This is a genomic window from Polymorphospora sp. NPDC051019 (assembly GCF_040683055.1).
GTDB lineage: Bacteria > Actinomycetota > Actinomycetes > Mycobacteriales > Micromonosporaceae > Polymorphospora > Polymorphospora lycopeni.
Map to the genome: position 1 here is coordinate 1 of NZ_JBFBCH010000014.1, position 25389 is coordinate 25389.

At 70.8% G+C, this 25389-nt stretch carries 21 protein-coding genes; 13 read left to right on the forward strand and 8 right to left on the reverse strand.

Going from position 1 to position 25389, the window contains the following annotated elements; translation table 11 throughout:
• Positions 1-523 precede the first annotated feature (523 nt).
• The gene (locus AB0M79_RS23165; protein ID WP_364217236.1) at positions 524-853 is read left to right on the forward strand and encodes a hypothetical protein; all 330 of its coding nucleotides are present in this window, start codon (positions 524-526) and stop codon (positions 851-853) included.
• A 143-nt stretch (positions 854-996) separates the two neighbouring features.
• Here AB0M79_RS23165 and AB0M79_RS23170 read toward each other — a convergent pair whose 3' ends face one another.
• From AB0M79_RS23170 to AB0M79_RS23185, 4 genes are all read right to left on the reverse strand, one after another.
• On the reverse strand, positions 997-1632 hold the full coding sequence (locus tag AB0M79_RS23170) for a response regulator transcription factor (protein WP_364217238.1): 636 nt from the start codon (positions 1630-1632) through the stop codon (positions 997-999).
• A complete protein-coding gene (locus AB0M79_RS23175) occupies positions 1617-2963 on the reverse strand; it encodes a sensor domain-containing protein (protein WP_364217240.1) in 1347 nt (448 codons plus the stop codon). Before AB0M79_RS23175 ends, AB0M79_RS23170 begins: the two co-directional genes overlap by 16 nt.
• Positions 2957-5407 (reverse strand): FtsX-like permease family protein, encoded by a 2451-nt coding sequence (locus AB0M79_RS23180; protein ID WP_364217242.1) that lies wholly within the window; start codon positions 5405-5407, stop codon positions 2957-2959. The genes AB0M79_RS23175 and AB0M79_RS23180 overlap by 7 nt, the downstream gene beginning before the upstream one ends.
• Positions 5408-5490: 83 nt before the next feature.
• Positions 5491-6312, reverse strand: a complete 822-nt coding sequence (locus AB0M79_RS23185) for an ABC transporter ATP-binding protein (protein WP_364217244.1) — start codon at positions 6310-6312, stop codon at positions 5491-5493.
• 292 nt (positions 6313-6604) lie between these two features.
• Between AB0M79_RS23185 and AB0M79_RS23190 the strand changes: the two genes are divergently transcribed.
• Positions 6605-6862: a hypothetical protein gene (locus AB0M79_RS23190; RefSeq protein ID WP_364217246.1), complete on the forward strand. Its 258-nt coding sequence runs from the start codon at positions 6605-6607 to the stop codon at positions 6860-6862.
• Between the two features lie 33 nt (positions 6863-6895).
• Here AB0M79_RS23190 and AB0M79_RS23195 read toward each other — a convergent pair whose 3' ends face one another.
• The gene (locus AB0M79_RS23195) at positions 6896-7360 is read right to left on the reverse strand and encodes a hypothetical protein (RefSeq protein ID WP_364217248.1); all 465 of its coding nucleotides are present in this window, start codon (positions 7358-7360) and stop codon (positions 6896-6898) included.
• A gap of 104 nt (positions 7361-7464) precedes the next feature.
• Here AB0M79_RS23195 and AB0M79_RS23200 point away from each other — a divergent pair, with 104 nt between their 5' ends.
• Entirely contained in the window at positions 7465-8310 is an 846-nt protein-coding gene (locus tag AB0M79_RS23200) for a maleylpyruvate isomerase N-terminal domain-containing protein (protein WP_364217250.1), read from the forward strand.
• 284 nt (positions 8311-8594) lie between these two features.
• A complete protein-coding gene (locus AB0M79_RS23205) occupies positions 8595-10856 on the forward strand; it encodes a cellulose binding domain-containing protein (RefSeq protein ID WP_364217252.1) in 2262 nt (753 codons plus the stop codon).
• Between the two features lie 104 nt (positions 10857-10960).
• Here the strand turns inward: AB0M79_RS23205 and AB0M79_RS23210 are convergent, their stop codons facing one another.
• Both AB0M79_RS23210 and AB0M79_RS23215 read right to left on the reverse strand, forming a co-directional pair.
• Entirely contained in the window at positions 10961-12001 is a 1041-nt protein-coding gene (locus AB0M79_RS23210) for a methyltransferase (RefSeq protein ID WP_364217254.1), read from the reverse strand.
• Positions 12002-12037: 36 nt separating this feature from the next.
• A complete protein-coding gene (locus AB0M79_RS23215; RefSeq protein ID WP_364217256.1) occupies positions 12038-13264 on the reverse strand; it encodes a cytochrome P450 in 1227 nt (408 codons plus the stop codon).
• A gap of 524 nt (positions 13265-13788) precedes the next feature.
• Between AB0M79_RS23215 and AB0M79_RS23220 the strand changes: the two genes are divergently transcribed.
• On the forward strand, positions 13789-14916 hold the full coding sequence (locus AB0M79_RS23220; RefSeq protein ID WP_364217258.1) for a glycine amidinotransferase: 1128 nt from the start codon (positions 13789-13791) through the stop codon (positions 14914-14916).
• Positions 14917-14965: 49 nt separating this feature from the next.
• Here the strand turns inward: AB0M79_RS23220 and dpgD are convergent, their stop codons facing one another.
• Complete coding sequence (gene dpgD, locus AB0M79_RS23225) at positions 14966-15766, reverse strand: enoyl-CoA-hydratase DpgD (RefSeq protein WP_364217260.1); 801 nt, start codon at positions 15764-15766, stop codon at positions 14966-14968.
• A gap of 26 nt (positions 15767-15792) precedes the next feature.
• Between dpgD and dpgA the strand changes: the two genes are divergently transcribed.
• From dpgA to AB0M79_RS23265, 8 genes are read left to right on the forward strand one after another with little or no spacing between them, the layout of a single operon-like run.
• A complete protein-coding gene (dpgA, locus tag AB0M79_RS23230) occupies positions 15793-16902 on the forward strand; it encodes a 3,5-dihydroxyphenylacetyl-CoA synthase DpgA (protein WP_364217262.1) in 1110 nt (369 codons plus the stop codon).
• Between the two features lie 10 nt (positions 16903-16912).
• On the forward strand, positions 16913-17719 hold the full coding sequence (dpgB, locus tag AB0M79_RS23235; protein WP_364217264.1) for an enoyl-CoA-hydratase DpgB: 807 nt from the start codon (positions 16913-16915) through the stop codon (positions 17717-17719).
• Positions 17716-19032, forward strand: a complete 1317-nt coding sequence (dpgC, locus tag AB0M79_RS23240) for a (3,5-dihydroxyphenyl)acetyl-CoA 1,2-dioxygenase DpgC (RefSeq protein ID WP_364217266.1) — start codon at positions 17716-17718, stop codon at positions 19030-19032. The genes dpgB and dpgC overlap by 4 nt, the downstream gene beginning before the upstream one ends.
• On the forward strand, positions 19029-20402 hold the full coding sequence (locus tag AB0M79_RS23245) for a PLP-dependent aminotransferase family protein (RefSeq protein WP_364217268.1): 1374 nt from the start codon (positions 19029-19031) through the stop codon (positions 20400-20402). Before dpgC ends, AB0M79_RS23245 begins: the two co-directional genes overlap by 4 nt.
• A complete protein-coding gene (locus AB0M79_RS23250) occupies positions 20399-21712 on the forward strand; it encodes a peptide ligase PGM1-related protein (RefSeq protein WP_364217270.1) in 1314 nt (437 codons plus the stop codon). The genes AB0M79_RS23245 and AB0M79_RS23250 overlap by 4 nt, the downstream gene beginning before the upstream one ends.
• Before the next feature lie 12 nt (positions 21713-21724).
• Positions 21725-22939, forward strand: coding sequence for a DegT/DnrJ/EryC1/StrS family aminotransferase (locus tag AB0M79_RS23255; protein ID WP_364217272.1), 1215 nt, complete (start codon positions 21725-21727; stop codon positions 22937-22939).
• Positions 22932-24692, forward strand: a complete 1761-nt coding sequence (locus AB0M79_RS23260) for a carbamoyltransferase C-terminal domain-containing protein (protein WP_364217274.1) — start codon at positions 22932-22934, stop codon at positions 24690-24692. The genes AB0M79_RS23255 and AB0M79_RS23260 overlap by 8 nt, the downstream gene beginning before the upstream one ends.
• Entirely contained in the window at positions 24692-25369 is a 678-nt protein-coding gene (locus AB0M79_RS23265) for a PIG-L deacetylase family protein (RefSeq protein WP_364217276.1), read from the forward strand. The genes AB0M79_RS23260 and AB0M79_RS23265 overlap by 1 nt, the downstream gene beginning before the upstream one ends.
• Positions 25370-25389: the final 20 nt, after the last annotated feature.

Here is a 25389-nt window from a genome sequence, read left to right on the forward strand (position 1 = left end):
AGTTCGTCCGACATCACCCAGCGCTAGCCGGGTTCCGGTGGCTTCCGGTCGACGATCCGGCCGGGAGCCACCGGTGGCGGTGCCGGTTCAGCCGAACAGCGTCCGGGCCAACGCCGAGTCGCCGGCGCGACCCGGCCGAGCGGGCGACGGCGTGAGGAGGGGCGTGACTCGCGGATGACGATGTTCGCCGAGCCGGCACGGCGTATGGCTCGACCCGATTCCCGAACTGAGCGTGTGCACCTGCGACGATCGCGGCATGACCAGTGGGGAGGGTGAGCCGTGTTCCGAGTGCGGGCACGCGCCGCAGCATCACCCAGGGCCGGACGATCGCAATCTCTTCATCTGCGCGGCCTGCATTTACGAGGAGGATGAAGGGCTACGCCATGTCGCGGCAATGTGTACGAGGGTCTTCCCCGGGCTTGTCCGGGGGGCTGACCCCAGACAGGATCGGCGCCATCCCGGTACACAACGCCGACAGCCGTAGATCACACCGAAGCAGGCGGCATCGGGGGACAATCTCGCAGTGAGCTGGGAAGAGTTCTTGTGGCATATGGACCGCCGCTTGGGCATGTACGTCGGGCGGCCGAGGTACGAGCGAGCGTATTCCGCGCTGACGGGGTTCGCTCTGGCGCGCGGTCGGGGCGAATTGACGGCGTTCCAGGAGTGGATGTCCGCCCGGCATCCGGGCAGCAGCCTTGCCTTCTCGGCTCTGGTGCTGGTCGAGACCTTCGGCGAAGATGCCACCGAGGACCGGCTCGTCAACGATACCGACCATAGGCGGGCCGTCTCGGCCCTCTGCCGGCTCTTCCTGGAATTCCTTGGGCAGCAAGCGCCGGCCACGCACCAGCGCTGACAACGGACGGCTCTATCGGAAGTCCCGCACTGGATTGGCCGGCCAATGTCACGACCGGCGATGGACAGTACGGACAGGTGTCCCGCCTGGTACGCGGCCAGGCGCTCGGCGGTGAACCGGTACGGGCTCCGTGGCGGCATCAGTTACCGCCGGAGATAGGTCAGGACGGCTTGGACACGTTTGTGCGTGGTGTCGTCGGCGCCGAGTTCGAGCTTGGCGAAGATGCGGTTGATGTGCTTGGCGACCGCCGCCTCGGTGACGACCAGCGTTTCGGCGATCGCGGTGTTGGTCTTGCCTTCGGCCATGAGTGCGAGCACGTCGGTTTCACGCGGGGTGAGCTTGTCGAGGTGGGATCGGTGCCGGAGGAGCTTGCGGACCACCTGGGGGTCGATGACCTCGCCGCCCGAGGCGATGGTGTCGAGCGCGCGAAGGAACTCGTCCACGTCGCCGACGCGGTCCTTGAGGAGGTATCCGATCCCGCCTTCGCCCGTGGTGAGCAGGTCGGCGGCAGCCCGGCCGGAGACGATCTGCGAGAGCACGAGGATGCGTTCGGTCGGGTTGGTCGCTCGCAGTGTGCGTGCGGCCTCGATGCCTTCGTCCGTGTGTGTCGGTGGCATGCGCACGTCGACGATCGTGAGGTCGGGACGGTGGGTGCGTACCGCGTCCAGGAGCGCGCTGCCGTCCCCGACGGCAGCGACCACCTCGTGGCCGGCCGTGGCGAGGAGCCGGGCCAGTCCTTCTCTGAGCAGGGCGGCGTCTTCGGCTATGACGATGCGCACGGGACCTCCAGTGTGACGCGGGTGGGGCCACCGACGGGGCTGGTGATCTTGACGCGGCCGCCAAGCGTCTCGATCCGGTCGATGACGCCGAGTAGCCCCGTGCCGTCGGGGCGTGCGCCGCCACGGCCGTCGTCCTCGACCGTGACGTACAGCGTGCCGTCCGGTGTGTGACGTGCGGCGAGCAGGACCGCACCGGCCTGGGCGTGTTTCGCGACGTTGGTGAACAGTTCGCTCGCGGCGAAGTAGATGCCGACCTCCACATCGCCCGGCAGGCCGGCCGGCAGGTCGATGTGCGCGGAGGTGCTCAGGCCGGCGGCTTCGGCGCGGACGGTGAGTTCATCGAGCGCTTCGGCGAGGTCATGGTCGCGTAGCGCGGCGGGATAGATGCCATGCACGATGTCACGGAGTTCGTCGACGGCCTGTTGCGCGTCGGCACGGGCCTGGTCGATGAGCGGCGTGATGTCGTCCCCGCGGTCGTGCTGATACCGCAGAGAACCGAGCGTCATGATCACGGCGGTGAGTCGCTGTTGGGCGCCGTCGTGCAGATCACGCTCGATCCGCCGCCTTTCGGCATCGAAAGCGGTGGTGATCCGCGCACGGGACCGCGTGATGTCGTCCAGTTGCCCGGCGAGCTTGGTGTCCGGCTCGCTGATGAGCAGGCGAGTGAGGTGTCGCTGGCCTTCGGCGGCAAGGGTCACCAGATAGAGGCCGAGCATCAGGACGAGTGCGCCGAGGGCGGCGAAGCCGAGTTGAGCGAGCGGGTTCTCGTTGACCGTCGAGGTCGGCAGGTCCGACACGGTGGTGACGGCGGTGGGATCGACACCGAGGACGAGGAGGACGAACAACGCGATGCTGGAAGCGATGGTCGCGGCGGGAACGAGTAGCACGACGGTGAGCAGGGCGAAGCTCAGCACGGACAGCGGTACCAGGACCACGCCGTGGAGCAGTTCGGTCCACGTGACCCGTTCACGAGCCCGCAGTCGCATCCAGGTGGCGAACCCCGGCGAGGCGGCCGCGGCGTGCGGATTCGGGACGGGTCTGCGATCCACCCACCGCAGGCGCCAGCGTTCGACGCGACCGAGAGGCAGGCCCGCGAGTGCCAGCAGGGGCCAGCAGGTCATCGCCCACACCATCGAGACAGCGGGGGTCGTCGCGAGATAGGCGAGCGACCGCCACGGCCAGGAGGTCACCAGGAGACGCATCGGATGACGACGCAACGCCGCGCCGGGGGTCGCGATCGTCGCGCGCCCCGAAGACTCGACCGGAGGTACCGGAATCCGCACGCGGTCCATCTTCGCCTGCTCGTCGGAGGCGGCGCGGGGCATCACCATGCCCGGACCCCTTCGAGTGGATCGGCCGTCATCGCGGTGCGCGCGGGAGCGAGAGTCCCGAGAAACGCGGCCAGGTAGGCGCACCCGACGATCGCGAGGAAGGCCGGGCCGACGAAAGGCAGCCAGATCGTGTCGGTGAGCAGGTATCCGTAGCCGATCATCGTGATGGCCGCGATGGCGGTGCCGGCGATGGCCGCGGTGGTGGCGACCACGAGGGCCTCGACCAGGAGCGACCCGGCGACCTGCGGGCGGCGTGCCCCGGCGAGTCGGAGCAGCGCGAACTCGCGCTTGCGGGACATGGTGGACGAGATCAGCACATTGATCGCGGAGACTCCCGCGTAGCCGCCCAGGATGACGACGACCATGAGGACGATCCAGTTGTCGCCGCTGGCCTGCGCCGCCACCTGCGCCAGATGCTCGTCACGGTCGGTGGCCTGTGCCCCGGGGACGGCGGCCGACAGCGCACCGTTGATGGCGGTCAAGGCATCGCCGCGGCCGGTGCCGGGATCGAGGGCGACATAGATGGCGGAGGCGAAGGGTTCCAGGACGTGCGGGGTGAGCGTGTCCAGCGGCAGGACCGTGTCGCTGACGCCCATCGGGTCACGGTAGATCGTGCTGAGTAGGGCGCTACCGGGTGTTCCATCCGGATAGCGGAAGGCCACGTGGTCGCCGATCTGCCAGCCCTTCTCGTCGGCGACGATCTGTGACATGGCGATGCTGCCCTCGTCGAAGTCCGCCCACGTCCCGGCCACGACCTCGTAGTCGAGCACCTGATCGAATCCGGCCGGGTCCACGCCGGTCACCGTGCCGTTCGAGCGCATCGTCGGTGGATCGTCGAGGATCAGGCGCGACGAGATGCTGCCGGATGCCGCCGCGACACCCGGCACGTCCGCCAGCGCGTCGACCGCGCTGAACGGCACGCCGAGCTGGACACCTCCGGTCACCACGACATCGGCGGTCACCTGATCGGCATAGACCTGGGAGCGCGCCTGGTAGTTCGCGCTGTCCTGGAACAGCAGCACCGCGCTGACCGCCACCAGTAGGGTCAGCGGCACCGAAACCCCGGCCGCGCGACGCAGGTCGGAGCGGATCGACCGCTCCGCGACGAAGCCGCCGAACCACCGACGCAGCAGTCCGCCCAGCGGCGCCAGGACGCCCCGCAACAGCGTCGACCCGAGCACGACCGAGGCGCCGATGAGCAGGGGGAACGCCATCACGATGAGCATGAGCGCGATCGTGCCGCCCAGGGTCGTGACCGGACCTCCCAGGGCGAACGCTCCCGCCAGGCAGACGACAGCCGTCCCCAGCAGCACCCATCCGAAGACGACCCTGCCTCGCCCCGTCGCGCCGCTGGGGTTGTCGGACTCGCGCAACGCCTCCAGCGGTGCGATGCGCGTCGCTCGTCGTGCGGGAAGCCAGGCCGCCACCAGCGCCGCCAGCACCGCGGCAGCCGCCCCGCCCGACAGCGCTGTCGGCTCCGGTGACACCACGGCTCCCCGGGCCATCAGTCCCTGTGCGATGAAGAACTGACGTGCCAGTTCGGCAAGCGCGATACCGACGCCTGCTCCGACAACACCGCCGAGCGCGCCGATGATGGCGGCCTCCCAGGTGACGAGGCGGCGAATCAGCCGCGGTCTGGTGCCGACGATCCGCAACATCGCCAACTCACGTCGTCGCTGCCCGATCGAGACCGTGAGGGTGCTGGAGATGACGAACACCGCGATCGCCAACGCCAGGAATGCGATCACCATGAGGAACTGGCTGGACCCGCCCGCGAGCTCGGCCTGGCGCAGATCGAGCTGAAGGCTACCCGCGCGGGCCTCGCCGGTGAGCACCTGGAAGCCGGGGACGGCCTTTCGCAGCGCATCGATGTCCGTGGTCGACACCAATGCCGCGACCGGGGCGCCGCCGAACCGTACGGCCGTCTCGCCGTCGAAGAACAGGGCGTGCTCGAACTGCTCACCCGGCCGACTCACGATGCCGGTCACCGTGAACTCCTCGGTGCCGGTGGCCAGCACGACCCGTACCGGGTCACCCACGTCGATGCCGGCGGCTGTCGCCACGGACTCATCGACCGCCACGTCACCTGGCCGGCTCGGCTCCCGCCCGGTACTGAGCGAGGCGGCGTCGGCGAGCGCGGTCGACCATGGATGCCCCCAGGAACGGGTGAAGGCGTCGCCGATCACCGTGCCATCCGAGGCGATCATGTAGGCGGGGAACGGCGACTCCAAAGCAGCCGCCGTGACACCGGGCGCGTTGCGGATGGCGTCGATCTGCTCGCCGGTCAGCCGTGGCATGGACGGCAGATCGAGCACGAGCCCGCTGTTCAAGGTGACGTTCGCCGGCGGCTTGACCACGGCGTCGACGGCCTCGAACCGCCAGCTCGTCACGCTCGCGGCGCCTTGCTGCTCCTGCGAGCTGGCGATCAGAAGAGTCGCCGTCACCAGCGATGATCCCACCACGACCGAGAACAGGGCCGCCAAGATGGCGAGCTTCCGCCGCACCAGACTCCGCCACGCCAGGACGATCACGCCGCTGCCCCTCTCGGCGTCAGCCGGGCCAGGATCGCCTCGGCCGAGGGGTTCCGCAGCTCGCCCTCCACGCGACCGTCTCTGAGGAACACGACCCGGTGCGAGTGCGCCGCGGCGGCGGGATCGTGCGTCACCATCACGATCGTCTGCCCGAACCGCTCGACAGCCAGCCGCAGGAAGTGCAGCACCTCACCGCCGGTGTGGGAGTCCAGGTTCCCGGTCGGCTCGTCGGCGAACACGACCGCCGGACGATGCGCCAATGCCCGCGCGATTGCCACCCGCTGCTGCTGTCCGCCCGAAAGCTCGCTGGGCCGATGCCGCAGACGATCAGTGAGACCAAGCACCCGCACCACGTGAGACATCCATTCCGGATCGATCCGAGGCCCACCGATACGTTCACCCAGGGTGATGTTCTCCTCGGCGGTCAGCGTCGGTATCAGGTTGAACGCCTGGAACACGAATCCCAGCCGGTCGCGCCGCAGCATCGTCAACTGCGTATCCGACAGACGCGCGAGGTCCGCGCCGGCCACGACCACCGAACCCGAACTCGGACGCTCCAGACCCGCCAGACAATGCAGCAACGTCGACTTGCCCGACCCCGACGGCCCCATGATCGACGTGAACCGGCCAGCCTCGAACGCGACCGAAACCCGATCCAGAGCCGTCACGGCGGCACCCTGACGCCCGAAGGACTTGACCAACTCGGCGGCGTATACGACGGGCGCGTTCGCCGGGGCTTCCGGCCGCGGGGGAGACGAGGAAAGACTCATACGTCCATCCCACGCGAACGCCCCGGGCAGATCGATGGCGCCAGCCACACACTTCGCGGTAACCCAGGCATTACCGTCGGGCGTACGCGGGACCTCGTGTGAAGGGTGGGCCGTCGACGTGGACCTGGTCCGGCCCGTCACCGTTTTCGGCGGTCGTCAGCTCGAGGAGCGTTTCGGCCGACGCTCCACCGGTCGCCCTGCGAGCGGCGCGAACCATGTCACCCGTACCAATGGAAGGAATATTTGACATCTCGGGTCGGCGCTCTACTGAAGTCGTACCGCGGGCTGCCCGTACCTGACCAAGGGGGAGGGGCCGTCCGGCCAGGCGGTGTGGCCGGGCATGTCGTACGGGGGCAACACCTCGTTCGGCGAGGCGTGGGGTGCCAAGGGCGGACCCAACTGGCCGGACTACCGGGCGATCAACGATCATCTCGCCCGGCTGCAAATGGTGCTCCGGCAGGGCCGGCCGACCTTCGACGTGGCCCTGTACCCAGCCCGGCACCTACGGATGCCGTCGGCGAAGGTGTCGGACGGGCGGCTGGTCTCGAAGGCCGGCGCATACCGACCGCCATCCTCGCCGACCAGGCGACGATGGTGACGACGCCGACAAGATGATCGACTCCGACCGCGGCTACCCAGCGGTCGCCAACTGCTGCGCCAGCCGGTCCAGGCCGCCCTTGATCAGCCGCCCGTAGTCGTCATCGCCGAGCGCGCCGATCCCCGCCTGCGCACGCTGGAGGCACTCCCGGGCACGGCCGAGATCGCCGACCTTGCGGTAGCACTCACCCAGGTTGAGATGCAACGACGGATACAAACCAGCCACCGACATCGGCACCCCGGCCCGCGCGACCCGAGCATCGGTGAGCAGGTCGGCCGCCGCCAGCGCTCGCTCGTCCCAGACCAGCTCCTGGTGGACGTCGTCCTGCACATCGGCCATTGAGTGCGCGAGGACGCAGACATGCAAGGGATCGCCTCGCTCGCCACCGATCTCGTCCCAGATCTGGGCGAACAAGTCGCGGGCAGCCTCACGCTGGCCGTGACGATGATGCAACTGCACGCCTTGATTGATACGGGTGAGCGTTTCATCGTTGATCATCAGCGGCTCCTTTCGCGACGATGGCATGGATCGTACGTCCGTCCCGGCGGAGATCGGCGATCTCGGGTAGCGAACCGTCACGTCGACCAGCCATCGTGGACGGCATGATGGTGACTGCCGACCAATGGGACCGGGTACGTGGCTCCGTACCGGTCGTGCTCCGACGACTGCTCGCTCTCGTCGACGGCGTGCCGCCCGACCGGGTGGTGACCGCGCACTGGACTGTCGCGGACACGCTGGCCCACCTGGTCAGCGTTGCCGCGGTCGACGTCGCGCTGGTCCGGGACGCGGCACCGGATCTGCCGGGGCGCCCGCTCGGCGACCTCCTGGCGGCCACCACCGTCGACACGGTGGCCGACATGAACCGCCGGATCCTGGCCGACTTCACCGAACGCGACGTGCCGACGCTGACCGCCCGGTTGCGGTCCGATGTCGACGAACTGCTCGCGGCCACGTCCGAGGTCGGTCCACTGCCCCAGGTGAGCTGGCTGGGTGGTGCCCGCCTGCCGATGGCCGGGCTGCTCGCGCACCTGCTCAACGAGCTGAACATCCATGCCTGGGACATCGCGCGGGCCACCGGGGCGCGGTGGGAGATCGATCCGCGCGACGCCGCACTGTTCTTCGACCTGTTCCTGGTCGGGGTGGTCCGCTGCGGCTACGGGCGGCTGGTCGACCACGACGGCCCGGTACGCCGTGGCCGCCTCTCGGTCACCTTCCGTTCCACGGTCAGCCCCGCGGTGACCTTCGCCCTCACCGACGGGCTGGTGACCGTGGAGGAGCCGGACCCCCGACCGGACGTACGGGTCTCCTACGATCCCGCCACGTTCGGCCTGATGCTCTTCGGGCGGGTCTCCCGGGTCCGGGCGGTGCTCGCCGGGAAGCTGTCCGTCGGTGGACGGCGGCCATGGTTGCTGCCGACCTTCATGGCGACGATGCGCATGCCGTCCTGACGGCGGGCCGCGCCGGCCGGGGCACGCGACGGCGGCCGCGGTGCCAGTGGCGGCCTTCGATGTTGTGCGTGGAAAGCGGTTGCCCTACGATGCGGGAGAGCCGGAACCGTCCTTTCAACGGCGTTTCCAACCGATCTGCGACCCCACCGTCGCCGCACCGCATCCACCGCCGCGCCCGGCAGGCCGGCGGACGCCGGCCCGGGCAGGTCGGCGCCTCGGCGGCTGTGGCGACCCGGGCGCAGAGTTCCGGTGGTACGCATCCGGATCCCCGGAGGCGATCGTCCATGCACCTGTCCAGACATCGAATCACCCTGCTCGCCACCACCACGCTCGGCGCGCTGGCACTCAGCACCTTCGGCGCTGTGCTCGCGTCGGCGGCCGCCGCCGGCTGCCGCGTCGACTACCAGACAACCAACCAGTGGCAGGGCGGCTTCGGCGCCAACGTCACCGTCACCAACCTCGGCGACCCGATCGACGGTTGGACCCTGACCTGGTCGTACGCCGCCGGCCAGCAGGTCACCCAGGCATGGAACGCCACGGTCGACCAGAGCGGTGCCCAGGTGACCGCCCGCAACGTCGGCTACAACGCCACCATCGCCACGAACGGCAACGTCGCATTCGGCTTCAACGGCTCCTGGACCGGCAGCAACCCGGTGCCGTCCGGCTTCGTCCTCAACGGCACCACGTGCACCGGCGGGGTCACGCCGACCGCCACCACCTCCGGCCCGACCACGCCGCCACCGACCACCCCGCCACCGACGACACCGCCACCCACGACCCCGCCACCGGCGCCCGGAACCCGGCAGGCCGAGAACCTGGACCGGGGCCTGGTCAGTGTCCGGTCCGGCAACGGCAACCTGGTCTCGTGGCGCCTGCTGGGCACCGAGACCACGGGTGTGTCCTTCAACCTCTACCGGGGCGGCAGCAGGCTGAACGCGACGCCGATCACCGGCGCCACCAACTACCTCGACGCCGGCGCCGCAGCCAACGCCGGCTACACCGTCCGGGCCGTGATCAACGGGGTCGAGCAGGCGGCGTCCCCGGCCGCGTTGCAGTTCCCGAGCGGATACCTGGACGTGCCGTTGCAGGTTCCGGCGGCTGGCAGCACCCCGTCGGGGGAGTCGTACACGTACTCCGCGAACGACGCCTCGGTCGGTGACCTCGACGGCGACGGCCGCTACGAGTTCGTGGTCAAGTGGGACCCGTCGAACGCCAAGGACAACTCGCAGTCCGGCTACACCGGCAACGTCTACGTCGACGCGTACACCCTGACCGGGACCCGGTTGTGGCGCATCGACCTGGGTCGCAACATCCGGGCCGGCGCGCACTACACCCAGTTCCAGGTCTACGACTACGACGGCGACGGCCGCGCCGAGGTGGCGATGAAGACCGCCGACGGCACCCGCTCCGGCACCGGGCAGGTGATCGGTTCGGCGTCGGCCGACCACCGCAACTCCTCCGGCTACGTGCTCGCCGGCCCGGAGTACCTGACCGTCTTCGACGGCCGGACCGGCGCGATCGCGGCCACCACGGACTACGTACCGGCCCGGGGCACCGTCTCGTCGTGGGGCGACTCGTACGGCAACCGGGTGGACCGGTTCCTGGCCGGCACCGCCTACCTCGACGGCACCCGCCCCTCGCTGATCATGGCCCGGGGCTACTACACCCGCTCGGTCATCGTCGCCTGGGACTACCGCAACGGCGCGCTGACCCGGCGCTGGACGTTCGACTCCAACTCCTCGACCAACGGATCGGCGTGGGCCGGGCAGGGCAACCACTCGCTGTCGATCGCCGACGTCGACGGCGACGGCCGGCAGGAGGTCGTCTACGGCGCGATGGTGGTCGACGACGACGGGCGCGGCCTGTGGACCAACCGCCTCGGGCACGGCGACGCCGGCCACGTCGGCGATCTCGACCCGAACCGGCCGGGACTGGAGTACTTCAAGGTCAGCGAGAACGCGTCCAGCCCGTCGTCGTGGCTCGCCGACGCCCGTACCGGGCAGTTGATCTGGCAGACGGCACCCGGCGGCGACAACGGGCGTGGCGTGGCCGGCGACATCTACGCCGGCAGCCCGGGCGCCGAATCCTGGTCCTCGGCGGTGGACGGCCTGCGCAGCGTCACCGGGGCGAACGTCGGCCGCAAGCCGTCGTCGACGAACTTCCTGATCTGGTGGGACGGCGACCCGGTCCGGGAACTGCTCGACGCCACCCGGATCGACAAGTACGGCACCGGCGGCGACACCCGGCTGCTCAACGGCAGCGGGGTGGCGTCGAACAACGGCACCAAGGCCACTCCGGCGCTGTCCGGCGACATCCTCGGCGACTGGCGCGAAGAGGTCGTCTGGCGCACCACGGACAGCCGGGCGTTGCGGATCTACAGCACCCCGACGCCCACCGACCGCCGGATCCACACCCTGATGCACGACCTGCAGTACCGGGTGGCGATCGCCTGGCAGAACACCGCCTACAACCAGCCGCCGCACCCGGGCTTCTTCATCGGTGCCGGCATGTCCAACCCGCCGGCCCCCGACGTCTACCTCCGCTGACGACGTGGCCCCGGGCCCGCCCGGCCCGGGGCCGCACCCGGATCCGGCTCGATGCTTCGCGACGGTCGGGGCGGGGCGGGCGGGTCGTGTGCCGGGCACGCAGGCTACTCCTTCGTCGCCACGACGAGGCCGTGCTCGTACGGCAGGCCGGTGTACGACCTGACGTCGCCGAAACCCGCCTGCCGTGCCCACTGCTCGTAGTCGCCGACCGGGTACGTCATGCCGGTGCCGGTGGCGAGCACGTTGAGGTAGAGCGAGAGCCGGGCCGAGTAGACGCCGCCGTCCTCGTCGTCGGAGGCGTGGAAGCCGTAGATGAACAGCCGCCCGGAGGCCGGTAGCGCCTCGTACGCCTTCCGCAGCAGGGTGAGGATCTGCTCGCCGGAGAAGACCTCCAGGACGTGGCTGAACAGCACGGCGTCCGCTCCGGCCGGCAGCGGATCCGCGAACAGGTCTCCCGGGTGCAGCCGGATCCGGTCGCCGTCGGGGGTGTCGCCGGCGAGTCGGGTGACGCTCGGCATGTCGAAGATGGTCACCTCGGCCGACGGGAAACGCTCGGCGAACGCCCGTGCGGTCGTGCCATCGCCGCCGCCGACGTCCAGCAGGTGCCGGACGGTGGCGATCTCCGGGTTGTCGAGCAACGCCGGCATCGTCTGCAGCGTGAACGCGGACATCGAGCGGTGCAGCACCGCCTCGAGCTCCGGCTGGTGCGCCAGGCGCTGGTAGAGCGTCGGCTCGGTCCCGGGGTGCGCGGCCAGCGCGGTGTTGGTGCCGGCCGACATCGCCTCGGTCAGGTGCGGGTACGCCGGGTAGTAGATCTGCTGCCAGCCGGCAAGGATGTGCCGCCAGCTGGCCGGACCGTCGGAGGTCAGCAGTTCCTCGGCGGCGCGGGTGTTGTGGTACCCGCCGTCGCGACGCCTTACCAGGCCGGTCGCGCACAGCGCGTGCATCAGGACCCGCGTCTGGTGTGCCGGGAGCCGGGCGGCCTGCTGGATCTCGGCGGGGCCGGTGCCGGGGTGCCGCGACAGGAGGGCGAAGACACCCAGGTCGAGCCCGGTGACGACGGCGTTGAACAGGGCCGGACCGTTCACGATGAGGTGGAACCGTTCGTAGATCGGGTCGTCCGGTGAGATCGCTGCTGTGGTCATGCTGGTCCTTTCGACATCGGGGTGCGGGACCACCGGTCACCAGGTGACCGGCAGATGGTGGACGCCGTAGAAGCCCATGTCGACGGAGAGATGGACGTCCTGCGTCGGCACAGCCAGGCGCAGCGAGGGGAACCGGCGCAGCAGAGCCGGATAGGCGATGCGCATCTGGACCCGGGCCAGGTTCTGACCGATGCACTGGTGCACGCCGAAGCCGAACGCCAGGTGGCCCCGCGCCGGCCGGGCGAGGTCGAGGGTGTCCGGGCCGGTGAAACGGGCCGGGTCGCGGTTGGCTGCCGGCAGCGAGACCGTCACGCTCTCGCCGGCACGGATGGGCACCCCACCGATCTCGACATCCTCCAGGGGCGTCCTGGGTACGCCGAAGTGGAAGATGGACAGGTACCGCAGCAACTCGTCCACCGCGTTGGTGACGTCGACGTTCCCGTCGTGCAGCAGCCGCAACTGCTCCGGGTGGCACAGCAGGGCGAACGTGCCGAGGCCGAGCATGCTCGCCACGGTCTCGTGCCCGGCGGTGAGCAGCAGCACGCCAACGCCGGTGAGTTCCTCCTCGCTCAGTCGGCCGCTCGCGCTGAGCGCACCGAGCAGGTCACCGGGAGGCTCCTGACGGGGCCGGCGCACCAGGTCGCGCAGCAGCGTATCGAGGGCCGCCATGGCCGCGTCCGCCTCGTCGGCGGTGACCTCGAGACTGAACAGGGTCACGCTGTTTCGCTGGAACTCGGCGCGTTCGGCGTACGGCACACCGAGTAGCTCGCAGATCACCATCGACGGGATCGGTAGCGCGAAGACGTCCACCAGGTCGCACGGGCCGCCAGCGGCCGCCATGGCGTCGAGACGCTCGGCGACGATCCGCTCGATGCGCGGGGTCAGCGCCTCGGCCCGGTGGACGGTGAAGTGCCCGGCGAGCAGTCGCCGCAATCGTGTGTGGTCCGGCGGGTCCATGTCCAGGAACCAGCCGGGTAGGGCGGGCCGGCCGTAGAACGGGGCGACGCTCGGGCGGGCGACCGGGACCCGTTTGAGTTCCGAGCGGGCGCTGAAACGCTGGTCGGCGAGGATGGCGCGGGCGACCGCATGACCGGTGACGAGCCAGCCGAGGTGTCCGTCCGGGTAGCGCAGGCGGGTCACGGGGCCTGTCCGCCGCAGCTCGGCGAGACGGTCGGGAGGGTCGAAGGGGTTGCTGCGTAGGGTCGGCATGCCAGCCGGTTCGGAGCCGGTGCTGCTGGGCTGCTGGGTCACGTCGGTTGTCACGCCGGTCCGCTCCTGATCGCCGATCGTGCTTGTCGCGGGGTGTCGACCGGTCCGCCGTCGGACCGTCCGTCACGCAAGGGCGCGCCCGCGAACGCCTCGGGGACGTTCTCGGGGCTGCCGGAAGCCGTCGCCGGCCGGATGGGCGCAGCGACGAGTGAACCGCGATCGTCAGCGGTCCCGTGAATCCCCCGTTGGGTGGCAGAGCATATGAGTGTACGAGCACGTCCGTCAATGTCTTGACGGGTGCAGTGATTCAGTTTAGGGTCCTAACAGTTGCATCTGACGTTCCACGGGGGAGTGTTCACATGTATCTGGGCGAACGCTTTCCGAGGCGACCATACGGCCTTTCGGTGCGATTCTGACGCGCCCTCTGCCTCTTGGGGTCCAACCTCGACCGCCGGCCGATTCGGCTGCTGAAGCTTGTTTCAACGCGCTGCTGACCTGTCTCTGACACTTCGCTTCATGGACACGTGCCATCCCGGGCTCGTGCCATGAACCGTGTCCGCATTCCTTGGGGAAGGTGCATGGAACTCAATAGCTACGACGAATGGTCGCCGCTCAAAGAAGTCATTGTCGGGTCCGCCGAGAATTACACTTCCCATGAGCGGGAACTGTCGTTCGACCTGTTCTTCCACGACAACATCGTGCGAACCGAATGGTATTACCCCAGGTTGTCGTCGGGCCCGGCGTCGGGCCCGACCCGCTCGACGATCAAGCAGCGCTACGTCGACGAGCTCAACGAGGACGTCGAGGGCATCGCGAAGACCCTCGAGTCGCTCGACGTGCGGGTACACCGGCCGCTGCGCCTGGACGAGACCACCACGCAGGTCCGCACCCTCGCCTGGTCCGCCGCGGTGGTGCCGCCGCTCAACGTGCGGGACAACACCGTCATCCTGGGCGACGAGATCATCGAGACGCCGCCGATGATCCGATCGCGGTACTTCGAAACCCAGTTCCTGACGCCCGTGTTCGCCGACTACTTCCGCCGCGGCGCTCGCTGGACCGTCATGCCCCGGCCGATCATGACCGACGCGTCGTTCGACCTCTCCTACGTCAACAGCACCGCCGGCGGTCCGACCGAGGTGATCGAGGACCCGCGGGAGTCGGTCTACGACGTCGGCCCCGAGATGATGTTCGACGGTGCGCAGTGCCTGCGCCTCGGCCGCGACATCGTCGTGAACGTCTCGACCGCGAACCACGCGCTGGCCTGCGACTGGCTGGAGCGCCACCTCGAGGGCCGCTTCCGTATCCACCGGGTCTTCCGCCTCAGCGACAGCCACATCGACAGCATGGTCCTGGCACTGCGTCCCGGTGTGCTGCTGGTGCGCTCGGAGGCCGTCGCGCAGGCCCTGCCCGAGCCGCTGCGGAAGTGGAAGATGATCATTCCGCCGCTCCCGACGGAGAACACCTTCCCGCGGTACGACGACGATGACCTCGTCCTGACCAGCCCCTTCATCGACATGAACGTGTTGAGCGTCAGCCCGGACACCGTCTTGGTCAACGACGCGTGTCCGGACCTCATGCGGACGCTGGAGCGCCACGGGTTCACCACCGTGCCGGTCCGGCACCGCCACCGGCGCCTGTTCGGCGGCGGCTTCCACTGCTTCACGCTCGACACGGTCCGCGAGGGCGGGCCGGAGGACTACCTGTAGAGCCGCTTCGCCGCGATCCCACCCCTCGACAGGAGTACCCGTGCCGTTGCTAGGTGCCAGACCACTCCGGCGGGCGTTTCTGCACGAACGCCAGCGGCCCCTCCCGGGCGTCGCGGCTGCGCACGCGTCGTTCCTCCCAGACGAAGCGGCTCGCGAATGCCTGCTCCAGCGGCATGGTCGCCGCCTTGGCCGTGGCCTCCTTCACCGCGCGCACCGCCAGCGGGGCGCAGCGCAACAGGTCGTCGACCCACCCGGCGACGCACTCGTCGAGTTCGCCGGCCGGCACCACGTCGTTGACGAGGCCGAGTTCGTAGGCCCGGCGGGCCGTCAGCGGCCGGCCGGTCATGAGGTGCCCGAGCGCGGTACGCAACGGCAGTTGCCGGGCAAGCCGGAACACCCCGCCGGCACCCGCCACCAGACCGAGGCGGGCCTCCGGCAACGCGAACCGGGCATCCTCGGCGGCGACGATGATGTCGCAGGCGAGGGCCAGTTCGAACCCACCGCCGTAGGCGTAGCCACGGACCTTCGCGACGAGCGGCTTGGCGAGCTGCAACCGCTCGGTGAGCCGCGGCCAGCCGGGCAGGTCACGACTGCCGAAAGTGGACTGACCGGCGGTGCCGGCCTCGATCCGCGCGGCCAGCTCCTTGAGGTCCTGACCCACGCTGAACGCACGGTCGCCGGCCCCCGACAGCACGCCGACCCACACGTCGTCGTCGGCCTCGAAATCGTCCCACACCTCGCGGAGCTCCTCGTGCATCCGCAGGTCCATCGCGTTGAGCACGGCGGGCCGGTTGAGAGTGACGTGGGCGACGCGGCCCGACTTCTCGTAGGTGACCCGGGAGTGCCGCACACCGTCAATGTACTGCGGCGGCGAGCATGAGCGTCACACCGGCGCCGGCCCTGCCACGTATCACGGCGGTGGGCACGGCGGTGCCTCCGGACTCCTACACCCAGGCAGAGCTGCTGGAGGCATTCCGGATCACCGACCCGCGGGTGCGGTCGGTGTTTCTCAACGGCGGCATCGAGCGACGCAACCTCGTCCTGCCACCCGTCGGTCCCGACGGCGCGCACCGCCCGGAGACGCAGGGCGAACTGTTGCGCAAGCACCTGACGAACGGCCTACGCACCGGCGCCGAGGCCGTCCGGGTGTGCCTCCGTCGGGCCGGGGTGAGCCTTCGCGACGTGCGCTACCTGTGCTGCGTATCCTCGACCGGATTCCTCACCCCGGGCTTCAGCGCGCTGCTCATCAAGGAGCTCGGCCTCGACGTCGACTGCTCGCGTCTCGACGTCGTCGGCATGGGCTGCAACGCGGGGCTCAACGCGCTCAACGCGGCCGCCGGCTGGGCCAGCACCCACCCGGGCGACCTCGCCGTCATGGTCTGTATCGAGGCGTGCTCGGCGGCGTACGTCTTCGACGGCACGATGCGCACGTCCGTGGTCAACAGCCTCTTCGGCGACGGCGCCGCGGCCGTCACCCTCGTCGCCGGCGGCGAACCGGACGGCGGCGAACCGGACGGCAGCCGCGAACCGGTTGGCGTCCGCCCCGGGCCGCGGCTGCTGCGGTTCGCCAGCCACATCATCCCGGACGCGGTCGGCGCGATGCGCTACGACTGGGACGACGACGCCGGCCGGTTCAGCTTCTACCTGGACCCACAGGTGCCCTACGTCGTCGGCGCCAACGCCGAGGAGTCCATCGACCGGCTGCTCGGTGCGGCGGGCCTGCGGCGCTCGCAGGTCGCCCACTGGATCGTGCACTCCGGGGGCCGGAAGGTCGTCGACTCGGTACGCGTCAACCTCGGGCTGAGCCGGCACGACGTGCGGCACACGATCGGCGTCCTGCGTGACCACGGAAACCTGTCCAGCGGGTCCTTCCTGTTCTCGTACGAGCGGCTGCTCGCCGAGGACACGGTCGTGCCCGGCGACTACGGCGTGCTGATGACCATGGGACCGGGTTCGACCATCGAGCTCGCGCTCGTGCGCTGGTGAGGAGATGGCGATGGCACGACACATGCTCGACCTGGTCGGCGACCAGGGCATCTACCTGGAGGTCGATGACCGGCAGTCGCTGCGCGAGCTCACCGGGCTGCTCCAGTCGGCGTGCGTCCAGGCGGAGGAGCGGCGATCCCCCTCGGTCATCGTGCTGCGGCTCGGCACGATCCCGCCCGTCGAGCGCAGCTGGCCCGGCGACGTCGGCGTCCAGGACGTCAACCGGTGGGAACGCGCCGTACGGCGGCTGGAAAGGCTCGGGGTCGTGACGATCGCCGTGGCCGGCGGTACCTGTGGCGGGCCGGCTCTGGACGTGCTGCTCGCCGCCGACTACCGCATCGCCACCATCAACCTGCAACTGCTGCTGCCGGTCAACGACGGCCACTTCTGGCCCGGCATGGCAACGCACCGGCTGGTGCACCAGATCGGCGTGGCCCGGGCCCGCCAGATCGTGCTGTGGGGTGACGAGCTGTCCGCCCGGCGCGCCCTGGACATCGGCCTCGTCGACGAGATCACCGACGACGCGGCCGACGCCATCCAGGCCGCCGTGGTGCTGCTCGGGCGAGCCGCCGGCGCTGACCTGCGGGTCCGACGGCAGCTGCTGCTGGAGGCCGCCTCCACGCCGTTCGAGGACGCGCTCGGGTCGCACCTGGCCGCCTGCGATCGGGAACTGCGCCGCGCACACCCGCGCGGCGACGCCACCGGGCGGATCCGTGGCACCGCCGACCGCGCCGACCCCGACCGTCCGGCGGACCCCGACCGGGAAGCCGCAGAGCACGGGACCGGCCACGAGACAGACGGCGGATCGGGCCGATGAGGACGGATCCGCGGGCCCGTGTGGAGCGCTGGCAGACCGACGTGCCTACCGTCGGGGGCCCGCTGGAAGCCGACGCGGCCACGCTGTCCGCCTACACCGGGCGCGGCGAGGAACTGCTCGCCGCGCTGCCCGCCAGGTACGACCGCGACGGCGCGGCGCAGCACCTCGCCGACCGCATCCACGCCGCCTGCCGTACGGCCCGCGACCGGTTCGTCGGCCGGCACGCCGAGGCCGTGCACGCCGCGCTGACCGACGGACTGCGCGTCCACCGGGGCGTGGCCGAGCTCGCCGCGGCCGCCGCCGAGGCCTTCCCGGGCCTGGTACCGACCGGCACGCAGCTGGCTGCCGAACGCGCACTCCCGCAGCGGGACAAGGAGGGCCGCGAGATCGATCAGGGACTGTTCTTCCGGGGACTGCTGCGCTCGCCCTCGGCCGGCGCGCACCTGCTGGAGTCGATGCGCCGCCCGACGGCCCGGGCCGTCGAGCTGCTGCCCCGGCTGCGCTCCGAGGGCGGCCTGAACCTCGGCCCGGTCGCTCTGCACTGCGACGCGGGCGTGGCCCGGCTGACCATGCAGAACCTGCACTGCCTCAACGCGGAGGACGACGCGCAGGTCGCCGCGATGGAGACCGCGGTGGACCTGGCCCTGCTCCACGACGACGTACGGGTGCTGCTGCTGCGCGGTGGCATCATGACCCACCCCCGCTACGCGGGTCGCCGGGTGTTCAGCGCCGGGATCAACCTGCGTGACCTCGTCGCGGGGCGGATCTCCTTCACCGGCTTCCTGCTGGGCCGGGAGCTCGGCTACGTCAGCAAGCTCGTGCACGGACTGCGACTCGACGACGGCACCGACGCGCAGAAGCCGTGGGTCGCGGCGGTCGACACGTTCGCGATCGGCGGCGGCATGCAGTTGCTGCTCGTCGCCGACCGGGTCGTCGCCGGCGCGGACGCCTGGTTCAGCCTGCCGGCGGCGAAGGAGGGCATCGTCCCGGGCGCGGCGAACCTGCGCCTCGCCAGGCTGACCGGGGCACGGCTGGCCCGCCGGATCATCCTCGGCGGCCGGCGGGTCCACGCCCGCGACGCCGACGCCGGGCTCCTCTGCGACGACGTCGTGCCGCCGGACGAGGTGGGTGACGCGGCGCGACGCGCGGCCGCCGAACTGGACTCCGCGGCGGTCCTCGCCAACCGTCGGATGCTCAACCTCGCCGAGGAACCGACCGACGCGTTACGCGCCTACCTGGCCGAGTTCGCCTACGTGCAGGCCTGCCGACTGCACAGCCCCGACGTCGTCGCCAGGGCCGGAGCGCCGGCATGACCGGCGCCGCGGTGCGGGTCCACCTCGACGAGGAGCTGCTGCACCCGTCGCTGCGCGATCCCGCGCTGAGCTCGATCGGCTTCCTCAACGAGGTGATGGCCCGCTATCCCGAGGCGATCTCGTTCGCGCCGGGCGCCCCCGACCTGACGCACCTGGCCGGCGCCGACCTGGCCGGGTACGTCGACAGCTACCTGGCGCACGTGCAACGGACCCGTGGCATCGGCCCGGAGCGGGCGCGCCGGCTGCTGTTCGAGTACGGGCCGAGCGCCGGACTGATCAACGACCTCGTCGCGGCGGCCCTGCGCGCCGACGGCGGACCCGACGTGCCGTCCGAGGCGATCGTCGTGACGGTCGGCGCCCAGGAGGCGCTGCTGCTGGTCCTGCGGGCGCTGTTTCGCGACGGCGCCGACGTGCTCGCCGTGAGCAGCCCGTGCTTCCCCGGGATCACCGGGGCCGCCCGGCTGCTCGACATCGCCGTCGCTCCGTTCGCCGAGTCCCCCGGCGGCCCGGACCTCGACCGGCTGGCCGCGCTCTGCGCCGAGGCGCGTGGCCGGAACCGCCGCGTCCGGGCGGTCTACGTCGCGCCCGACTACGCCAACCCGGGCGGGACCCGAATGGGCCTGCCCGACCGACGGCGCCTGCTCGCGCTGGCCGAGCGGGAGAACCTGCTGATCATCGAGGACAACGTCTACGGGTTCACCGCGCCGCTCGGCGACACACTGCCCGGCCTCAAGGAACTCGACGAGACCGGCCGGGTCGTCATGGTCGGCTCGTTCGCCAAGGTCTGCCTGCCCGGCGCGCGCGTCGGCTTCGTCGTGGCCGACCAGACGGTGCGCGGTGCCGGCGGGGACCGGCTGCTCGCCGTCGAACTGGCCGCGCTCAAGGGCATGACCACGATCAACACGGCGCCGGTCTGCCAGGCCGTCGTCGGTGGCATGCTGCTGCGCCACGGCGGGTCGCTGGCGGCGCTCGGCCGGGCGCGGGCCGCCACGTACCGGCGCGGCCTGCGCGGGCTGCTCGACGCGCTGGACCGCCACGTCGCGCCGGTCGCACCGCCGACCGTGCGGTGGAACCGGCCCGACGGGGGGTTCTTCGTCCTGATGGACCTTCCGGTCCCGGCGGACCTCACGCTGCTGTCGCACTGCGCGCAGCACTACGGCGTGCTGTGGACCCCGATGGCGGGCTTCCACCCCGACGGCGGCGGTCGCAACCGGCTGCGGCTGTCCTGCAGCTACCTGACCGCGGACCGCATCGAGGAGGGCGTCGCCCGCCTGGCCCGGTTCCTGAGCCGGCTGCCCGCGCACCACGACGGCGCCGGCGCGTCCGCGATCTTCCGCACCAACCGGACAAGTGAGGATGTGACGCGGTGAGACTGCTCATCGGCAACAGCACCGACATCGACCTGGTCGGTGAGTTCGAGAAGGCCGGCGCGGCCTGGTGGGCGCAGCGGCTGGTCTGGTTCGCCCGCGAGGGCGACGTACTGGTGCTGCCGGCGCTGCCGGAAGACGACTACGTCGACTACGTCACCGGTGTGCTCGGCGTCGACCGGAGTTCGCTGCGGCTGCTGGTGCCACCGCCCGGCGCCGACGGGGCGGCCCGGTTGACCGCGGACCGCCTCGCCGACCCGTCGTTCCTGGCCGACCTCGACGCGGCCCTCGCCGGCCGTACGGTCGAGCAGGTCCTCGCCACCTGGCCCGCCGCGCCCGTCGTCGCCCTCGCCCGCCGGGTCGGCGCGGCGGACCTGCTGCCCGGCCAGGCGTTCGTGAGCCAGGGCGGCGGCGCGCTGGTCAACAGCAAGGCGGTCTTCCGGGCCGTCGCCGCGGGCGCCGGGGTACCCATCCCGCAGGGCGCCGTCTGCGCCAACCCGGCGGCCGCGGAACAGGAGATCTGGGATCTGCTCGCCGAGGACCGCGCGGTGATCATCAAGCACGAGTTCTACTCCGGCGGCGTCGGCAACCACATCCTCAGCCGCGGCGAGGGCGTCCAGCCCCTGGGCGCTCCCCGCGTGTCGATCATGCCGGACCGCCCGGCGGTCGCGAAGTTCATCGCCGCCGAGTGGGACAGGTACACCAGCGGGGGCCGGCACCGCCTCGTCGTCGAGGAGTACTTCCCGGGAAGCCGGGCGGTCTTCTCCGAGCTGCTCATCACCGATGGCGGGATCCAGTTCGGCACCGACGGCGAGATGTTCTACGTGCCGATCGCCAACGCGCAGGCCATTCCGGCACCGGACCAGCCGGCCGACCGCATGGCCGCGGTCACCGAGCACGCCCGGCGGCTCTGCGAGCCGCTACGCGCCATGGGCTACCGGGGCTGGCTCTCCGCCGACGCGATCGTGACACCCGGCGGCGCGGTCTACTTCACCGAGTACAACGGCCGGATCACCGGCTCCACGCACCTGCACGAGGTCCTCGGTCGCCGGGTCGTGGGGCCGGACTTCGCCCGCGACCGGGTCCTGTTCGAGCGGGTCGGCTGGCGGGCCCCGTCGTTTCGGGAGGCGGTGGACGCGGTCGAGGCCGCCGGTCTGGCCTACGACCCGGCGACCCGCACCGGCGCACTGTTCTGCAGCGCCTACGACCCGGACGCGGGATCGGTCTGGTACTGCGCCGTGGCGCCCGACATGGACGCGATCCGGGTGCTGGAGGAGCGGCTCGCCTCGCTGTTCCCGCAGCAGCCGAGCTGAGAGGGGCACCCGATGTCGGTAAAAGAGCCGGTCCTGCTCGGCGGCCGGCCGCTGCTCACCGAGACGCCGCCGTTGGCGCGGCCGCCACTGCTGCGCGAGCACGGTGACCTCCTGGCTGTCTTCGGCGACATCGTCGCCGGCGGCACCCTGACCAAAGGCGGTCACCTCGCCGCACTGGAAGTCGAGTTGGCGCGGTTCCTCGGTGTCGCGCACGCCGTGGCGGTGTCCAGCTGCACGAGCGGGCTGATGCTCCTCATGCGCGGCCTGAGCCCGGGCGGCGCGGTCGTCATGCCCAGCTTCACGTTCATGGCCAGCGCACACGCCGCGCGCTGGAACGGCCTGCGGCCGGTCTTCGCCGACATCGAATCCGGCGGGTTCGGTCTGTCGGCGTCGGCCGCGTCCGCCGCGGTCGACGACCGCACCGTGGCGATCCTGGGGGTGCACGTCTTCGGCACCCCGTGCGACGCCGACGCCCTGGCCGAGGTCGCCGCGGCGCGCGGGGTGCCGCTGCTGCTCGACGCGGCCCCGGCGTTCGGCGCGGTCTACCCCGACGGTACGCGGGTCGGCGGCAAGGGACTCGCCGAGGTGTTCAGTCTCAGCCCGACCAAGCCGTTCACCGCCGGCGAGGGCGGCATCATCACCACCGCGAACGAGGACCTCGCCCGGGAGTTGCGCACCGCCAGGGAGTACGGCAACCCGGGCACCTTCGACAGCCTCTTCGTCGGCCTCAACGCCCGGATGCCGGAGCTGTCCGCGGCGCTCGCCCTGCACCAGCTGCCGGGCTTCCCGGACCTGCTGGCTCGCCGGTTGGCGCTCGTCGACCGGTACCGCGCGGCGCTCGCCGACGTACCCGGGATCGAGTTTCCGCGGGTACCGCCCGGCGCGACGAGCACCCACAAGGATCTTTCCCTCACGATCGACCCGGCGCGGTTCGGCCTCGACCGGGACACCCTCGTCGTCGCGCTGCGCGCGGAGAACGTCCCGACCCGCAACTACTTCGACCCGCCCGTGCACCGCCAGACCGCCTACCGCCAGGTGGCGTCCGGGCCGCTGCCCAACACCGAGGCCCGCGCCGCGGCGGTCGTCGCGGTGCCGCTGTACAGCGGGATGACCGACGACGTCGTGGACCGGATCTGCGCGGTCGTCCGCCGCATCCAGGCCCACGCCGACGGCGTCGCGCAGGCCGTGCGGTCCACCCCGCGGATCAGGAGTGTCGAACATGTCTGACCAGGTGTTTCTCGGAATATCCACCGCCGAGTTCGACCCAGCGGTGGCCGCGGTCGTCGACGGTCGTGTCGTCGCCTACGCCGAGGAGGAACGTTTCCTGCGGGTGAAGCACGCGCCGGGGCGCTACCCGGACCGGGCGCTGCGTTACTGCCTGGAGACGGTCGGGGTGCGACTCGACGAGGTCGCATCGGTCACCATCGGCTACGACCTGGCCGCCTACACCGATGGCCGGATGCGGCGGTTCTTCGACGCGATGGCGCGGGAATGGCCGCTGGACCAGGCCACCCTGGACTGGCAGCGCGGCTGTCTGCGTGAGTTCGACATCGCCGGGCAGACCGCGAAGCACCACTACCACTGGCGGCGTCAGTTCGGCGACATCACGTTCCCGCCGATCCGCTTCGCGCCGCACCACTACACCCACGCGTTCCAGTCGGCGATGGAGTCGCCGTTCGAGTCGGCCGTCGTGCTGACCCTGGACGGCTCCGGCGACCAGCACACCACCGTCCTGTGGCTGAAGCGGGGCGAGGTGCTCACGCCCCTGCGCGAGGTGTGCATGCCGCACTCCCTCGGTTGGTTCTACGCCGCGTTCACCGAGTATCTCGGGTTCGACGCCTACGACGGCGAGTACAAGGTGATGGGCCTCGCCGCGCACGGCGGGCCGGACCCGATCCTGGCGGACCTCGTCGGCCAGGTGCTGCTGCCGGCCTCCGACGGGGTCGAGTACCGGCTCGACCCGTCCTACATCCACTACGGGGAGCACCGCTACTCGCGGCGGTTCACCGACAAGCTCGTCAAGCTGCTCGGCGCGGCGCCGCGCCTGCCCCGCGACCCGGTGACCCGCTGGCACATGGATCTCGCCTTCGCGGTGCAGCAGGCGCTGGAGGAGGCGGCGTGCCGGTTGATTCGCTGGGGAATCGCGCGGACCGGCGTCTCCGATGTCTGTGTCGGCGGTGGGGTCGGCCTGAACGTGAAGATGAACTCGCGGATCTTCGCGCTGCCCGAGGTCACCGACGTCTTCGCCCACCCGCTCTGCGCCGACAACGGCCAGGCGGTGGGTGCCGCGCTGGTCACCTGCCACCGGGAGACCGGGGCGCTGCCACCGCCGCTCGCATCCCTCGCGTGGGGCCCGGAGCAGGGCAACGAGGAGATCGAGCGGGTCCTGCGCAACGCCGGCGTCGCGTACACCCGCAGCGAGGACGTCTGCGAGACGGTCGCCGCCGACCTGGCCGCGGGCCGGCTCGTGGCCTGGTGCCAGGGGCGGTTGGAAGCGGGACCGCGGGCCCTCGGGCAGCGCAGCATCCTCGCCGACCCGCGCAGCGTCGAGGTCCGCGACCGGGTCAACGCCGCGGTCAAGCAGCGGGAGTTGTGGCGCCCGTTCGGTCCGTCGATGATCGCTTCGGCGGCCGGGCGCTACTTCGAGCACCACACCGACTCGCGGTACATGACGATGGCGTTCCCGGCGAGCGGAGCGCTGCGCCGCGACGCTCCGGCGATCGTGCACGTCGACGGCAGCTCCCGGGTGCAGATCGTGCACGAGTCGGCGAACCCCCGCTACCACCGGCTCATCGAGCGGTTCGGTGAGCGCACCGGTGTGCCGGTGGTGCTCAACACCTCGTTCAACGTCCGCGGTGAGCCGATCGTGTCCACGACGGAGGACGCGCTGCGGACGTTCTTCGCCACCGGCCTGGACGTGCTGGCCGTCGGCGACTTCATCGTGCGCAAACACCCGACCGACATGGCAGGAGGCAGGTAATGGCACAGCGGCGCATCCTCGTGGTCGCGGCCCATCCCGACGACGAGATCCTCGGCATGGGCGGGACCATCGCGAAACACGCGCTGCACGAGAGCGCGGAGGTCGCGGTGCTGTGGGTCTCCGAGGGCAGTTCGACGCAGTATCCGGGTGACGAGCAGATCGCCCAGCAGAAGTTCCGCGAGGCCGAGGCGGCGGCGAAGACCCTCGGGGTGACGCACTGCATGCAGCGCACGCTGCCCGACATGCGCCTGGACACCGTCGGGCACGTCGAGGTGAACCGGGTCGTGGAGGAGGCGGTCGACGAGTTCGGCCCCGACACGGTCTACACCGTCCATCCGGACGTCAACATGGACCACCGCACGGTCTTCCGCTCGGTCATGGTGGCGACGCGTCCCTATGCCGGAAGTTCGGTACGGCGGGTGCTCAGCTACGCCACCACGTCCGGCATCGAGTGGACGCCACCGTTCGAGGCGTCGTTCGCGCCGAACGTCTTCGTCGATGTCACCGCCACCATCGAGGACAAGGTGTCCGCCTTCTCCTGCTACCAGACCGAGACCCGGCCGTGGCCGCACCCGCGGTCGTCACGTGCGATCAGGGCGAACGCGGAGAGCTGGGGCAGCGGCGTCGGCTGGGCCTACGCCGAGCCCTTCGTCCTGATCCGTGAACTGCGCACCTGACGGGTCGGCCCGAAAAGGAA

Bases quoted from the DNA above. Each gene is read 5' to 3' on its own strand.
- AB0M79_RS23175 (WP_364217240.1), bottom strand. From the start codon at position 2,963: ATGGTGATGCCCCGCGCCGCCTCCGACGAGCAGGCGAAGATGGACCGC.
- dpgC (WP_364217266.1), top strand. From the start codon at position 17,716: ATGAGGACGGATCCGCGGGCCCGTGTGGAGCGCTGGCAGACCGACGTG.
- AB0M79_RS23265 (WP_364217276.1), top strand. From the start codon at position 24,692: ATGGCACAGCGGCGCATCCTCGTGGTCGCGGCCCATCCCGACGACGAG.
- AB0M79_RS23190 (WP_364217246.1), top strand. From the start codon at position 6,605: ATGTCGTACGGGGGCAACACCTCGTTCGGCGAGGCGTGGGGTGCCAAG.
- AB0M79_RS23195 (WP_364217248.1), bottom strand. From the start codon at position 7,360: ATGATCAACGATGAAACGCTCACCCGTATCAATCAAGGCGTGCAGTTG.
- AB0M79_RS23200 (WP_364217250.1), top strand. From the start codon at position 7,465: ATGATGGTGACTGCCGACCAATGGGACCGGGTACGTGGCTCCGTACCG.
- AB0M79_RS23260 (WP_364217274.1), top strand. From the start codon at position 22,932: ATGTCTGACCAGGTGTTTCTCGGAATATCCACCGCCGAGTTCGACCCA.
- AB0M79_RS23245 (WP_364217268.1), top strand. From the start codon at position 19,029: ATGACCGGCGCCGCGGTGCGGGTCCACCTCGACGAGGAGCTGCTGCAC.
- AB0M79_RS23220 (WP_364217258.1), top strand. From the start codon at position 13,789: ATGGAACTCAATAGCTACGACGAATGGTCGCCGCTCAAAGAAGTCATT.
- dpgB (WP_364217264.1), top strand. From the start codon at position 16,913: ATGGCACGACACATGCTCGACCTGGTCGGCGACCAGGGCATCTACCTG.
- dpgA (WP_364217262.1), top strand. From the start codon at position 15,793: ATGAGCGTCACACCGGCGCCGGCCCTGCCACGTATCACGGCGGTGGGC.
- AB0M79_RS23210 (WP_364217254.1), bottom strand. From the start codon at position 12,001: ATGACCACAGCAGCGATCTCACCGGACGACCCGATCTACGAACGGTTC.
- AB0M79_RS23255 (WP_364217272.1), top strand. From the start codon at position 21,725: ATGTCGGTAAAAGAGCCGGTCCTGCTCGGCGGCCGGCCGCTGCTCACC.
- AB0M79_RS23205 (WP_364217252.1), top strand. From the start codon at position 8,595: ATGCACCTGTCCAGACATCGAATCACCCTGCTCGCCACCACCACGCTC.